9 protein-coding genes and 4 tRNA genes are annotated in these 13713 nt (G+C 70.5%); 8 read left to right on the top strand and 5 right to left on the bottom strand.

Features of this window, described 5'->3' with window-relative positions; translation table 11 throughout:
- Nucleotides 1–4: 4 nt before the first annotated feature.
- The 5 genes from ACF1CT_RS00730 to ACF1CT_RS00710 form a co-directional block, all read right to left on the bottom strand.
- A complete protein-coding gene (locus ACF1CT_RS00730) occupies nt 5–3334 on the bottom strand; it encodes a nitrate- and nitrite sensing domain-containing protein (RefSeq protein WP_391781566.1) in 3330 nt (1109 codons plus the stop codon).
- Nucleotides 3335–3682: 348 nt separating this feature from the next.
- Nucleotides 3683–4264 (bottom strand): ATP/GTP-binding protein, encoded by a 582-nt coding sequence (locus tag ACF1CT_RS00725; protein ID WP_072487286.1) that lies wholly within the window; start codon nt 4262–4264, stop codon nt 3683–3685.
- The gene (locus tag ACF1CT_RS00720) at nt 4245–4652 is read right to left on the bottom strand and encodes a DUF742 domain-containing protein (protein WP_073784783.1); all 408 of its coding nucleotides are present in this window, start codon (nt 4650–4652) and stop codon (nt 4245–4247) included. The genes ACF1CT_RS00725 and ACF1CT_RS00720 overlap by 20 nt, the downstream gene beginning before the upstream one ends.
- 127 nt (nt 4653–4779) lie before the next feature.
- Nucleotides 4780–5202, bottom strand: a complete 423-nt coding sequence (locus ACF1CT_RS00715; protein ID WP_014048545.1) for a roadblock/LC7 domain-containing protein — start codon at nt 5200–5202, stop codon at nt 4780–4782.
- A complete protein-coding gene (locus ACF1CT_RS00710) occupies nt 5203–9015 on the bottom strand; it encodes a nitrate- and nitrite sensing domain-containing protein (RefSeq protein ID WP_391781565.1) in 3813 nt (1270 codons plus the stop codon).
- Nucleotides 9016–9595: 580 nt separating this feature from the next.
- On the opposite strand from ACF1CT_RS00710, the gene ACF1CT_RS00705 reads away from it, so the two are divergent.
- From ACF1CT_RS00705 to ACF1CT_RS00670, 8 genes are all read left to right on the top strand, one after another.
- Nucleotides 9596–9784 (top strand): hypothetical protein, encoded by a 189-nt coding sequence (locus tag ACF1CT_RS00705; RefSeq protein ID WP_391781564.1) that lies wholly within the window; start codon nt 9596–9598, stop codon nt 9782–9784.
- A 163-nt stretch (nt 9785–9947) separates the two neighbouring features.
- Nucleotides 9948–10724: a fumarylacetoacetate hydrolase family protein gene (locus tag ACF1CT_RS00700; RefSeq protein WP_391781563.1), complete on the top strand. Its 777-nt coding sequence runs from the start codon at nt 9948–9950 to the stop codon at nt 10722–10724.
- Nucleotides 10717–12231, top strand: coding sequence for a glutamate--tRNA ligase (gene gltX, locus ACF1CT_RS00695; protein WP_391781562.1), 1515 nt, complete (start codon nt 10717–10719; stop codon nt 12229–12231). Before ACF1CT_RS00700 ends, gltX begins: the two co-directional genes overlap by 8 nt.
- A 254-nt stretch (nt 12232–12485) precedes the next feature.
- Nucleotides 12486–13205 carry an HAD family hydrolase gene (locus ACF1CT_RS00690; protein WP_391781561.1) on the top strand — a complete coding sequence of 240 codons (720 nt, stop codon included), beginning with the start codon at nt 12486–12488 and terminating at the stop codon, nt 13203–13205.
- Between the two features lie 87 nt (nt 13206–13292).
- A tRNA-Gln gene (locus ACF1CT_RS00685) sits at nt 13293–13364 on the top strand.
- Nucleotides 13365–13398: 34 nt separating this feature from the next.
- Nucleotides 13399–13471, top strand: a tRNA-Glu gene (locus ACF1CT_RS00680).
- A 60-nt stretch (nt 13472–13531) separates the two neighbouring features.
- Nucleotides 13532–13604 (top strand) — tRNA-Glu (locus ACF1CT_RS00675).
- Nucleotides 13605–13616: 12 nt separating this feature from the next.
- A tRNA-Gln gene (locus ACF1CT_RS00670) sits at nt 13617–13688 on the top strand.
- Nucleotides 13689–13713: the final 25 nt, after the last annotated feature.

The following is a 13713-nucleotide window of genomic DNA, read 5'->3' as shown; positions in this document are numbered from 1 at the left end:
CACACTAACGCTCCTGGTTGTAGGTGTTACTTGTGTCCGCACCCGCGTTACGTCCCCTCAGCACGCCCCGCCGCAGGTTGCTCAACCTGCCGCGGACGTCCTCGGGGGCGCGGGAGACCTGAGGCCCGCCCTGCGGGGTCTGCTCCGCCGTGCCCTCGACCAGATTGGCCTTGGGTACCCGCCGGGGAAGTCCGGACGGGGTGATCCCGCCCGCCTTCGGGTCCCGGAGCTTCTCGGCCCGCTCCCAGCGCTCGTCGTTCGTCGAACGCCAGTCGCCGGAGCCGTCCCCGTCCTGCGGCGCGGGCGACTGCTGCTGCGGCGGCAGTTCCTCCGTCTGCTGCTGCGGCCGGTGTTGCGCGGCTGAAGGCCGGTTGCTGCCGCGGCCGTTGGGCTGCCAGTGCTGCTGGCCGCCCCGGCGCGGCAGACCGGCGTCGGTCAGCTCGTGACCGGAGTTCGGGGTGGGGCCCGGACGGTCGAAGCCTACGCTTTCCGGTGCTTCGGCGGGCGCGCTCGGGGCGGATTCCGCCTCCGCCGGGGACGACGGTCCGTGCGTCTCCCGGTACCCGTCCCGGTCGGTGGCGGCGGGCTGCCCGCCGGGGGTGCCGTCACCGGACCAGGCGGCGAAGCCGCCCGCGTACGGTTCCTGCCCGTACGGTTCCTGCCCGTACGACCCCTGTTCGTACGACCCCTGTCCGTACGGTTCCTGCCCGTACTCCTGCCCGTAGGACCCCTGCCCGTACGGCTCCTGCCGCGGTTCGGGGGTGTGGCCGTTTCCGGCGTACCCCGCTGCCGGGTACCCGTTCCCGCTGTGTCCGTCGGGAACGTATCCGTCGGGAACGTATCCGTCGGGAACGTATCCGTCGGGGACGTGTCCTCCGGGGACGTGTCCGTCCGCCGGGTATCCGTTTCCGGTCCATCCGTTCGGGGCGTACCCGTCGCCGGCCCCGGCGCCCGGGTCCGCCGCGTACGGCTCCCGCGTGAACCGCGGCCGGTCGTCGGCCGTCCGGCTGTCCCGGGCGGCCCCGGGTCCGTCGCGCAGCGGCGAGCGGTCCACCGGGTCCGTCCGCGGGGCGCCGGACGACGGCTGCTCGTAGCGCGAGTCGTCGAAGCCGAGGTCGGCGGCCGTGGGCGTCCGGGGGTGGGCGACGGGACGTTCCGGTGTCTGCTGCTGCTGCGGAATCATCGAGGAGACGGTGAAGTCGTCCTGGGAGACGTCCGGTTCGCCGCCGCCGCCATGGGTGATCGAGTTCGGCAGCATGACCAGCGAGGTGGTGCCGGCCTGCTCGCCGGAGGGGCGGAGCTGGACCCGGATGCCGTGCCGGTCGGAGAGACGGCCGACCACGAACAGGCCCATCCGCTGCGACACCGCGGCGTCCACCGTCGGCGGGTTGGCCAGCCGGTGATTGATGTCGGCGAAGTCCTCGGCGGTGAGACCGATGCCCTTGTCGTGGATCTCGATCACCACGCGGCTGTCGGGCAGCCGGGTCGCGGTGACCCGCACCTTGGTCTGCGGCGAGGAGAACATGGTGGCGTTCTCCAGCAGCTCGGCCAGCAGATGCACCAGGTCGGTGACGGCCTGGCCGTGGATGTCGGTCTCCGGCACGCCGGAGATCTCGACGCGCTCGTACGACTCCACCTCGGAGGCGGCGGCCCGCAACACATCGACCAGCGGGACCGGCTCGTTCCACCGGCGGCCGGGTTCCTCGCCCGCCAGGACCAGGAGGTTCTCGCCGTTGCGGCGCATCCGGGTGGCCAGGTGGTCCAGCCGGAACAGGTTCTCCAGCTGGTCCGGGTCGGCCTCGTTGTTCTCCAGGTCGGTGATGAGGGTCAGCTGTCCCTCGATCAACGACTGGTTGCGGCGCGAGAGGTTGGCGAAGATCGCGTTGACGTTGCCCCGCAGCATGGCCTGCTCGCCCGCCAGCCGGACCGCCTCGCGGTGCACCTGGTCGAAGGCGCGGGCGACCTCGCCGATCTCGTCCCGGCTGTTGACCGGGATCGGCCGGACACGGGTGTCGACCAGGCCCGGATCGTTCCTGGAGAGCTGGTCGACCAGGGTGGGCAGCCGCTGCTCGGCGATCCCGAACGCGGCGGTGCGCAGTTCGCGCATCGAACGGCTCATCTGCCGGGCCATGAGCCCGGCGAGGACGAAGGCGGCCAGCAGCGCGACCAGCACGACGGCGGCGTTGACGATCGCGTCGGTCCGGGCGCCGGAGGAGATGTCCGCGGCCTCGGCCACCGCCTTGTCGACGAGCTCGTTCTCGACCGTGGTGTAGCCGTCGAACTTGGCGGTGGCGGCCGACATCCAGGTCTCGGGGGTGATGCCCTTCGCGGCAAGCTTCTGGGGGGACGTGCCCTGCGCGATCTGCTGGGCCATGCCGTCGAAGACCGAGCCGTCGACGCTGGGCGGCGCGACGAACGGCGTGCCCGCCGCGTCGGCCTGGTCCTTGACCCTCCGCAGTTCCTTCGCGCCGACCGCCGCCTGCGCCTTCATGACCTGCTCCAGGCGCCTCGCGTCGGCCTCCGTGCCGCCGGAGACGAACTCGTTGAGCGCGATCTGCTCCAGATAGTTGTACGAGCCGAACGCCTTGACCTGGGCGTCGAACGTGGCGCGCTCCTGGCTGGGGCGTACCAGCAGGTGCATGCCGATGGAGCGCTGAAGCGATTCTGCAGCCTTGGCCAGTTCGAGCGCGTAGACCGTACGGCCGTAGCTGGTGACGTTGCCGGTGCCCAGGCCCAGTTCGTTGCAGAACTCCATCAGGGAGTGCTGCACCTGGACGTAGCCCTCCTCCGTCTTCACCGGGTCCATGCCCTCGGCGTAGGCGGCGCGGCGCAGTTCGGGGAGCTTGGGCTCCTCCAGCCGCAACAGCTGAAGACGCCGCTCCAGCCCCTTCTTCCGCGGCATGTCCTTCACGGCCCTGCCGAACGCGGCGGCGGCGGCGTCGGTGGCGGACCGGACCTGCCCGATCACGGCGTCCTGGCGGTTGTTCGACAGCAGGGGGCGGGCGGACAGATCGCGCTCGTCGAGAAGTGCCTGACCGTAGTCGGAGGCCGCGCGGACGATCAGCGCGGTCCTCTCGGCGTCCTGTGCCTCCCGCCAGGTGTCGATCGACCCCTTCACCTGGAAGCCGCCCATGACGAGGCCGACCGCCACCGGGATGAGGAGGATCGCGTTCAGCCGGGTGGGCACCCGCCAGTTGCGCGGCGCCAGTCGGCTGGTGCTGCCACCGGACACGTTCGTCCCGGACGCATGGACGGGCGGCGCCGCGGCGCGCGGCGACGGGGTGAAGTTGCCCCGTTCGGGCTGCGCCGCGGAGCCCTCCTTGCTTCGCCTCACTCGACCAATAACCTCTCGGCGTCGGCACCTGCGGTGTGCCGTATTTCGTTCAGGGTCGTACTACTCAGAAGTCCGTCGAATTCCAGCATGGGGACCGGTCGCGTTCCAAACAGTCGGAATCAGCCATTCCGAGTGGTCCAAGCCTCGGATAAAACGGGCATAAAGAGCGAGCCCCGCCAAAAGGCGGGGCTCGTGTGAGCGCAGCGGCACCGATTGAACGCATCGGGTGCCGATCGCGGTGGCAATTCTCTGTCGAAACGTTATGAACATGGGGGCGGATCGTGTCAAAGGACACAGCCCGCCCCTGGGATGGTACGGCAACTTCCGTATGACAATACCGACTTGCGCCTACTTGAGTCGTGCCATCAGCGCGTGCTCGACGAGAGTGATCAGACCGCTCTTGGCGTCCGCGCGGTGGCGGGCGTCCGTCGTGATGATCGGGGTGTCGGGTCCGATCTGGAGTGCTTCGCGGACCTCGTCGGGGGTGTAGGGCTGGTGTCCGTCGAAGCCGTTGAGGGCGATGACGAAGGGGAGGCCGCTGTTCTCGAAGTAGTCGACGGCGGGGAAGCAGTCGGCGAGGCGGCGGGTGTCGACGAGGACGACGGCGCCGATGGCGCCGCGGACCAGGTCGTCCCACATGAACCAGAAGCGGTCCTGTCCGGGGGTGCCGAACAGGTACAGGATCAGGTCCTGGTCCAGCGTGATACGGCCGAAGTCCATCGCGACGGTCGTCGTCGTCTTTCCGCCGGTGTGCGTCAGGTCGTCGATGCCCGCGGAGGCGGACGTCATCACGGCCTCGGTGCGCAACGGGTTGATCTCCGAGACGGCACCGACGAACGTGGTCTTGCCCACGCCGAAGCCCCCCGCCACCACGATCTTCGCCGAGGTGGTGGCCCGGGCCGCACCGCCACTAGAGCTTGCGAAGTCCACTGAGCACCCTTTCGAGCAGTGTCACATCCGGCGCGCCGCCGGCCTCTCCATTGCCCGGCTGGTGGATGGCCACCATGCCGGCTTCCGCCAGGTCCGCGACGAGAATCCGGGCCACACCGAGCGGCATCGACAGCAGCGCCGACACCTCGGCCACCGACTTGACCTCGCGGCACAGATGGCAGATCCGCTGGTGCTCGGGGAGCAGCGTCGCCATGTGCGCGGGGTCGGCCGTGGTGGAGACCAGGGCCTCTATGGCGAGCTGGTAGCGGGGCCGGGTCCGGCCGCCGGTCATGGCATAGGGGCGGACCAACGGCTGGTCGCCTTCACCGTCGTACGACGCGTGGTGCAGTGCGCCGTACGGATCGGATGAGGCGGGTGGCGGGGTCATGAATCCTCCGGGCGTGACAGCAGGGTGTCGGCTTTGCCGTCTGAAGGGGCCGGTGGGGGCTCTAGGCGGCCGGGCGGGCTGGGACGAGGGTATTGCGCGATCGAGTCTGTCATCGATCCGCGGCCGCCTAGTGGAGCAGGCTGCCTTGGAGTTCGGCCCGGAGGTCCGGGGTGAGGACGGTGCCCGCACGGTCGACGAGAAGGGCCATCTCGTACCCGACCAGACCGATGTCGGCCTCCGGGTGGGCGAGCACGGCCAGTGAGGAGCCGTCGGAGATGGACATGAGGAAGAGGAACCCGCGTTCCATCTCCACCACGGTCTGGCTGACGGCGCCGCCCTCGAAGATCCGGGAGGCGCCCGCGGTCAGCGAGGTCAGCCCGGAGGCGACGGCCGCCAACTGGTCGGCGCGGTCGCGCGGGAATCCTTCGGACATGGCCAGCAGGAGTCCGTCGGCGGAGACCACCACCGTGTGCGACACCCCGGGGGTGTTGTCCACGAAGTTGGTGATCAACCAGTTCAGATTCTGTGCGGCCTGACTCATCGGGCTCAACTAACGCTCCTGCTGGTGAGTGGGGCCGAGTGGGAAGCTGCCGGTCGACTGGCCGTTGGCCTGCCGTCCCTGCTGGATGCCCCGGCGGAGATTGGTCAACCGCCCGCGCACATCATCGGGCGCGCGCGACACCTGAGGACCGGACTGGTGGTTCTGTTGTTGGGCGGTGCCCGGAACCAGGTTCGCGCGTGGGACCCGGCGAGGCAGTCCGGAAGTGGTGACTCCGCCTGCCGCGGGCTTCTTGGCCCGCTCCGCCTGCCGGACGAGTTCGTCGTTCGGCGAGGGGCGCCAGGAGCTTGTGGTGGAGCCCGGTTCGCCTCCGTCGTGGCGCGGCGCCTCGGGAGCGTGACGCTCCTCGTGGGCCGGCTGCTGGGAGGAGGCGGGCGCCTGCGGCTCGGCGGGCGGCTGCTGACCGCCCTGCTGCGGGCCGTGGAACCAGTTCGTCTCCAGGGTGTCGTACAACGGCGTGCGGCCGTCTCCCGGGCCGGGCACCGGCGGCAGCGCCTCGGGCTGCTGTCGCGGCGGGACCGGGTGGTACTGCGCCTCGCCGACGGGCGGACGCGGGGCACCGAAGTCCTCGTCGCCGCGGCCCCGCTGGTGCGGTGCAGGCAGGCCCTGGTCCGGCGCCGGCCGCGGCTGGCCGAAGTCGGGGCGGGCGAACTGCGCGGTGCTCGCCGGGTCCTGCGGCGGTCCGCCCAGCGGCGAACCGCCGAACGGCGAACCACCCTGCGACGGCCCGTCCAGCGGCGAACCGTCCTGCGACGGGGTCTGCGGCGCGGGGGCGGAGAAGTCGGGGCGGGCGAACTCGGCGGTGGCACCGGGTCCCTGCCGGTCGTCGTCCAGGTACGGCTGCGGCGCGAACTGCGGGTTCACCGGGAGCTGGAACTGGCCGGTGGCCTCGTGCTCCTCGTGACCGCGCGGGGCGTCCGGCGCAGTGAGCCCCGGTACGGACTGCTCCTCGGCGCCCCAGCCGGCGGTCTGCGGACGCTGCGGCAGGGGATTGCCGCCGGGCAGCTCGGCACGCGGGCCGCCGACCGGGGGCAGCTGACGGCCGGGATCGACCGGACCGCCGGGCTGCTGGAAGACACCAGGTCCCTGCGGGGCCTGCTGGGGCTGCGGGGCCTGCGGCGCCTGCCACGGGGCGGGGCCGACCGCACGGCCCTGCGGGTCGTTCGGGTTCTGGCGGCCCTGGCGGTTCTCGCTGAACAGGTCGGGGCCGGTCGCGTCGGTACGTCCGTTACCGGCGCCCTGGTTACGGGCACCGAGCCGGGCACCGTTGCCGAAGGCACCGGCCAGGCCGCCGCCCTGACGCGTCGACGCCGTGCGCGGAAGGTCCCGCGCACCGCCGTCGGGCATCCCGGTGGACTGGAAGCCCGCGTTCTGCCGGTCCTGCTGATCCTGCTCGTCGGGCGACCGGCGGACACCGCCGTCACGCGTCGGCAGTGCGGCGCGCGGACCGGAGCCCGCGCCGACCTGGCCGCGGGCGCCGCCCTGGCCCGGTTCGAGCCGGCCCGCCGGGGCGCCGCCGGGGCCGGGACGGGAACCGCCCGGGGCTCCCGCGTTGCCGCCCGCGCCGAGCGGCCCGCCCGGGGCGCCGGACTGCTGACCCGGCCCCTGCTTGGGGGCCGGCCGACCGCCGCCGTGCGCCACCTCGACGGGCAGCATGACGAGCGCGGTCGTACCACCGGAGTCGGAGGGCCGCAGCTGGATCCGGATGCCGTGACGCAGCGACAGCCGGCCGACCACGAACAGACCCATGCGCCGGGAGACCGAGACGTCCACGGTGGGCGGCGAGGCGAGCCGCTCGTTGATCGCGGCGAGGTCCTCGGGGGAGAGGCCGATGCCGGTGTCGTGGATCTCGACCAGCACCCGGCCGTCGGGCAGCGCGTGACCGGTGACCCGGACCTTGGTCTGCGGCGAGGAGAACGACGTGGCGTTCTCCAGCAGCTCGGCGAGCAGGTGCACGAGGTCGTTGACGACCCGGCCCGCGACCTCGGTGGCGGGCACCGCCGCCAGTTCGATGCGCTCGTACTGCTCCACCTCGGAGGCGGCGGCGCGGAGCACGTCGACCAGCGGGACGGGGCGCGTCCAGCGACGCCCCGGCTCCTCGCCCGCGAGGACGAGGAGGTTCTCGCCGTTGCGGCGCATACGGGTCGCGAGGTGGTCGAGCTTGAAGAGCGAGGACAGCTGGTCCGGGTCGGCCTCGCGCGACTCCAGCTCGGAGATGAGCGAGAGCTGGCGCTGGATGAGGCCCTGGCTGCGGCGCGAGAGGTTGGTGAACATCGCGTTGACGTTGCCCCGGAGGAGGGCCTGTTCGGCGGCGAGCCGGACGGCCTCGCGGTGCACGTCGTCGAAGGCCGCGGCCACCTGGCCGATCTCGTCCCGGGAGTGCACACCGACCGACTCGACGGAGGTGTCGACGTCCTGCGGGTCGGCCTCGGAGAGCTGCTTGACGAGCTCGGGCAGACGGTCCTGCGCGACCCGGGTCGCCGTGTCCTGGAGCCGCCGCAGCGAGCGGATCATGGACCGGGCGACGACGAACGCGCCGACCAGCGAGACACCGAGCACGAGCAGGATGAGCGCACCGCTGATGATCGCTTCGCGCTTCGACTCGTCGCGCAGCTCGCGGGCCTTGCCCTCCATCTCGCTGAGCAGGGTCTGCTCGATGGTCGTCATGGCCTGGATCTTGGTGGAGCTCTGGTCGTACCAGTCCATGTACGAGCGCTGCGTCACGCCGTCCAGTCCGGAGGGGCTGTCCAGCACCTTCTTCGCGTAGGTGTCGGCGGCCTTGATCTCCGGGTTGCCCTCCTCCAGGGTGGCGGTCAGATCGTCGGGGTTGTTGCCCGTGGCCCCGTAGACCGAGGTGAAGGCGCGGCGTGCAGCGGTCTCCTTGCGCTGTGCGGCGCGGCCGAACTGCTGGTCGTTCGGGTCGAGGTGCGGCTGCTGCTTGTCGCCGACGGTCAGCGAGGCGGCGATGATCGCCCGCTGGACCGAGGCGTACTCCTTCGCGGAGGAGAAGGCCGCCAGCGCCCGGGTCCGCTTGATCATCTCCGAGTTGCTGGTCGCCTGCGCCATGTCCTGCGACAGGCTCAGCAGCGAGGTGATCAGCTGGCTGTACTGGTCGACGGTCTGCATGCCCGGGGTGCCCTTGGCATACGCGGACTTACGGATCTCGCGGATGTCGCCGAGCTGGCTGGCGATCTGACTGACGCTGGAGTAGATGCCCTGCAGCGCGTCGTCGCCGGAGGGATCGCCGATCGTCGCCGTCGCGTTGAGGAAGGCGGCCTGTGCCTGGTCCGTCTTGTCGCGGGGAGCCTTGACCTTGTAGTCCTCGGGCTTCGCGCCGTTGGACAGCGGGCCGGCCGAGCTGTCGCGCTCCACCTGGAGCGCCTGGGCGAGCGAGGTCGCCTGCTTGGTCAGCTGGGTGAGCAGCTGCATGTGGTCCAGCTGCTGCATGTCGTTCATGGACTCGTTGATCCGCAGACCGCCGAGCGTGGTCGCCGCGACCACGGGCAGGGCGAGCAGCGAGACCAGACGCGTGCTGATGCGCCAGTTGCGCAGCGCCATCCGCGAGCCCGCGCCGACGGGGTCCTGGGGCTTGGCCGACGCGTGCGGCTCGGCACCTGCGTCGGCGGCGTCACCGGGGCGGCGGGAGCGGTCGTCGCCGTCACCGGCCGGTCCGGGGTTCTGGGCGTGCTGGGGCGAGGAGCCGCGGTCGGTCCCGCCGTGCGGCTCCTGCTCCGCCGCGGCTTCCCCTCGGCCCTGGCGGGCCTGGGGAGACCCGTTGCCATCCCTCTTGAAACGTCCCTGCACTAGCGTCGCAACCTCTGGACCAGGCGTCCCTCCGCGTGGAGGCGGGTGGGACGGTGTCGGCGTCGTGGGGCGTCGTATCTGCCCCTGGTGGTCGTGAGTGACCGGCGCACTTCCCCTTTCCGCCGCCACTCGGCGCTGCGTTGCGCCCCCTGCGCGCCGGTACGAAACCCGCGGCGGTGCGTGGAATTCCAGCACAGTGCCGGATCTCCAACAAGGGCCCCGTGCCTGGCCGTGACCCGAGTGACACTTTGTGACCGTTAAGTAACAAGCGGTGGAGCTTGGTCATGGACAAAACGGAATATTGCGTACTGATCGGCAGGAGGCGAAGGGTGTCCCAGTCGACATGATCAGGAGCGGAATGGTTGATTCAGTTACGTAATGTCCGTTATGCCCGAGGCGACCCTGCGTCCGAAATGGGTGATTTGTTCGCGCATGGGTGAGCAAACTCACATGATGATCGCCGTCTCATCCGGTCCGCGCGGGGGAATCCGATGTTTAGCCTGACGCTTTACAGGGATGGCAAATCCGACAACCGGCGCCCCTCCGGGCGGCGCCCGCACCGACAGGGTCCGAACGGCAGATGAAGACGACGAAGATGTTCCACAACATCGCCAACCCCCGCCGTACCACGCTGGCGCACCTCGACGACGCCGGTCAACTGCGGACGACGGAGCGGCCGGAGCACCGCGTCGAACTGCCCGCGCAGACGGCCAACCCCCGTCGCACCATCCTCATGGAGATTCCGGCCCCCGCCGCGCCCGCCGAGTAGGACGCCGCGGACCGCCCCCTCCCGCGACGCCTCTCCACCGGTGGCGTCCGGCGCCTCCACGCGCGCCGGGCCGTGCCCGCTTTCGGGCGGAACCCGCAGGGCGAGGCGTTAGCCTGGAGCGTCAGTCTTCAGTCAGCCAGCAAGTGAGGGGCGACAGCATCCCGTGCGCATCGCCAGGTTCTCCATCGACGGCAATGTCGCCTTCGGCGCCGTGGAGGGCGACGGGCCCGACGGTCTCGTCCTCGACATCATCAAGGGCATTCCGTACGCGGAGTTCGAGCTCTCCGGCACCAAGGTCCCGCTGAGCAAGGTCCGCCTCCTGCCGCCCGTGCTCCCCAACAAGGTCGTGGCCATCGGCCGCAACTACGCGGAGCACGCCAAGGAGCTCGGCAACGAGGTGCCGGACGTCCCTGTCGCCTTCTTCAAGCCCACCACCTCCGTGATCGGCTCCGGCGACGCCATCGAGTACCCCTCCTTCTCGAACGAGCTGCACCACGAGGCGGAACTCGCCGTGGTCATCGGCCGCATGTGCCGGGAAGTGCCGCGCGAGCGCGTCAAGGACGTCGTTTTCGGCTACACCTGCGCCAACGACGTCACCGCCCGCGACGCCCAGAAGCGCGAGAAGCAGTGGGCCCGTGCCAAGGGCTTCGACACGTCCTGCCCGCTCGGCCCCTGGGTGGAGACCGACCTCGACCCCGGTGACCTGACCATCCAGGCCACGGTCAACGGCGAGCAACGACAACTCGGCCGGACGAGCGACATGATCCGCTCGATCGAGGACCTGGTCGTCCACATCACGGAAGCCATGACGCTGCTTCCGGGCGACGTGATCCTCACCGGCACCCCGGCAGGGGTCGGCCCCCTCCACGTCGGCGACGAGGTCGCCGTCACCATCGAAGGCATCGGCACTCTCACCAACAAGGTGATCAAGCGTGGCTAACGCACCCTCCCCCAAGCTCTCGGCCCCGTTCGGGCAGGGGACACCCCCTCGTGTACGTTTCTGCCCCTCCCCGACCGGCAACCCGCACGTGGGTCTGGTCCGCACCGCCCTGTTCAACTGGGCCTTCGCCCGGCACCACGGCGGCACCCTGGTCTTCCGCATCGAGGACACCGACGCCGCCCGGGACTCCGAGGAGTCCTACAACCAGCTCCTGGACTCGATGCGCTGGCTCGGCTTCGACTGGGACGAGGGCCCCGAGGTCGGCGGCCCGCACGCCCCGTACCGCCAGTCACAGCGGATGGACATCTACAAGGACGTCGCCGAGAAGCTCCTGGCGGGCGGGTACGCCTACCACTGCTACTGCACCACCGAGGAGCTCGACAGCCGCCGCGACGCCGCCCGCGCCGCCGGCAGGCCCTCCGGCTACGACGGTCACTGCCGCGAGCTCACCGCCGAGCAGACCGCCGCGTACGAGACCGAGGGCCGCACCTCCATCGTCCGCTTCCGGATGCCCGACGAGCCGCTCACCTTCACCGACCTGGTCCGCGGCGAGCTGACCTTCCAGCCGGAGAACGTGCCGGACTACGGCATCGTCCGCGCCAACGGCGCCCCGCTCTACACGCTGGTCAACCCGGTCGACGACGCGCTGATGGAGATCACCCACGTCCTGCGCGGCGAGGACCTGCTCTCCTCGACCCCGCGTCAGCTCGCCCTCTACAAGGCGCTCATCGAGCTGGGCATCGCCAAGGGAACCCCCGCCTTCGGCCACCTCCCGTACGTCATGGGGGAGGGCAACAAGAAGCTTTCCAAGCGCGACCCGCAGGCGTCCCTGAACCTCTACCGCGAGCGCGGCTTCCTGCCCGAGGGCCTGCTCAACTACCTCTCCCTGCTGGGCTGGTCCATCGCCGAGGACCGGGACATCTTCTCGGTCGAGGAGATGGTGGCCGCGTTCGACATCGCGGACGTCAACGCGAACCCGGCGCGCTTCGACCTGAAGAAGTGCGAGCACATCAACGCCGAGCACATCCGCAAGATGGACGTGAAGGCGTTCACCGAGGCCTGCGGCCCCTGGCTGAGGGCCCCGTTCGCCCCGTGGGCCCCGGAGTCCTTCGACGCGGAGCAGTTCGCGGAGATCGCCCCGCACGCCCAGACCCGGGTCACCGTCCTCTCCGACATCACGGCCAACGTCGACTTCCTCTTCCTCGACGAGCCCGCCACGGACGAGGCCTCCTGGGCCAAGGCGATGAAGGAGGGCTCCGACGCCCTGCTCGTCACCGCCCGCGCCCAGTTGATCGCCGCCGAGTGGAACGCGGACGCCCTGAAGAACGCCGTCCTCGCCGCCGGTGAGGAGCACGGCCTGAAGCTCGGCAAGGCCCAGGCCCCGGTCCGCGTCGCGGTCACCGGCCGCACCATCGGTCTGCCGCTCTTCGAGTCCCTGGAGATCCTGGGCCGCGAGAAGACGATCGCCCGCATCGACGCCGCCCTGGCGAAGCTGGCCGCCGCCTAGGCCGTGTCTGACGGCCCGCCTCACACATCTCGTCCCGCACGATGGGGTGGCCGCTCCCGACGGAGCGGCCACCCCATCGTGGTTCCGCCGCCGTCCGGGACGCCTTCCGGCCGGGCGCCCGGCCGGGGTCCGCCGGCCGCGATCAGGGCCGCGACCGCACGGGACCGCGAGTGAGGTGATCGCGACCTCCGGGGTCCGGCGGCGCACCACGCGACGCACTCCCGCGCTCGGCGCGCGACCGCTAGCCTGGCCGCATGGTCATCCGAGCCGTGCTCTGGGACATCGACGACACGATCTTCGACTACAGCGGCGCCGACCGCGCCGGCATGCGCGCGCACCTCGAACAGGAGGGTCTGCCCGCCGGATACGCCGACGCCGAGCAGGCCCTCGACGCGTGGCGGGAGATCACCGGGGTGCACTGGGCGCGGTTCGCCGCCGGGGAGACCGATTTCCAGGGGCAGCGCCGGGACCGGGTCAGGGAGTTCCTCGCGCGGGCGCTGGACGACACCGAGGCCGATGACTGGTTTGACCGGCACGCGGCCCACTACGAGGCCGCGTGGTCGCTCTTCCCGGACGTGCTGCCGGTCCTGGACCGGCTGGCCGACGGGTTCCGGCACGCGGTGCTGTCGAACTCCAGCATCCGCAACCAGGACCGCAAGCTGCGCGCGCTCGGTGTGCGCGACAGGTTCGAGGCCGTGGTGTGCGCAGTGGAGCTGGGCATCTCCAAACCCGAGGCCGGTGCGTTCCACGCCGCGTGCGACGCGCTGGCGTTGGAGCCGGAGGAGGTGGCGTACGTGGGGGACGAGCCGGACATCGACGCCGGCGGCGCGGTCGCCGCGGGGCTCATGGGGATCTGGCTGGACCGGAACGGGCGCGGTGGACGACCGGAACTCGTCCGTATCGACGGTCTCGCCCAGCTCCCCGGCCTGCTGCCGTCCGATACCCGTTTTGGAGCGCCGGACACCTTCGGGTAATGTTCTTCCTGCGCCGCCCGAGCGGGACGGAAGATCCGAACGGGAAGCGCGACCGAAACAAAAATCCCGCAAGGGGTTGCGTTTCATTGGGCTATGGTGTAATTGGCAACACTACGGTTTCTGGTACCGTCATTCTAGGTTCGAGTCCTGGTAGCCCAGCGCAGAAATGCAACAGCAGTAACAGTAGGAACAAGCCCCCGTTGTGTAGCGGCCTAGCACGCTGCCCTCTCACGGCAGTAGCGCCGGTTCGAATCCGGTCGGGGGTACAGATCCTTCCCGCGAGATCGTCAGGGTCGCACCCACGTTCTCGATGCAGGATCGCTAGGGCCCCCGTTGTGTAGCGGCCTAGCACGCTGCCCTCTCACGGCAGTAGCGCCGGTTCGAATCCGGTCGGGGGTACGAGTACCACCATGGGCTATGGTGTAATTGGCAACACTACGGTTTCTGGTACCGTCATTCTAGGTTCGAGTCCTGGTAGCCCAGCGCAGAAATGCAACAGCAGTAACAG

This window comes from Streptomyces sp. NPDC014734 (assembly GCF_043083325.1).
In the GTDB taxonomy this organism is placed as follows: Bacteria; Actinomycetota; Actinomycetes; order Streptomycetales; family Streptomycetaceae; genus Streptomyces.
Note: the sequence above shows the minus strand (reverse complement) of the source record. Positions and strands in the feature narration are given on the sequence as shown.

Bases quoted from the DNA above. Each gene is read 5' to 3' on its own strand.
- ACF1CT_RS00705 (WP_391781564.1), top strand. From the start codon at position 9,596: ATGAAGACGACGAAGATGTTCCACAACATCGCCAACCCCCGCCGTACC.
- ACF1CT_RS00690 (WP_391781561.1), top strand. From the start codon at position 12,486: ATGGTCATCCGAGCCGTGCTCTGGGACATCGACGACACGATCTTCGAC.
- ACF1CT_RS00720 (WP_073784783.1), bottom strand. From the start codon at position 4,652: ATGACCCCGCCACCCGCCTCATCCGATCCGTACGGCGCACTGCACCAC.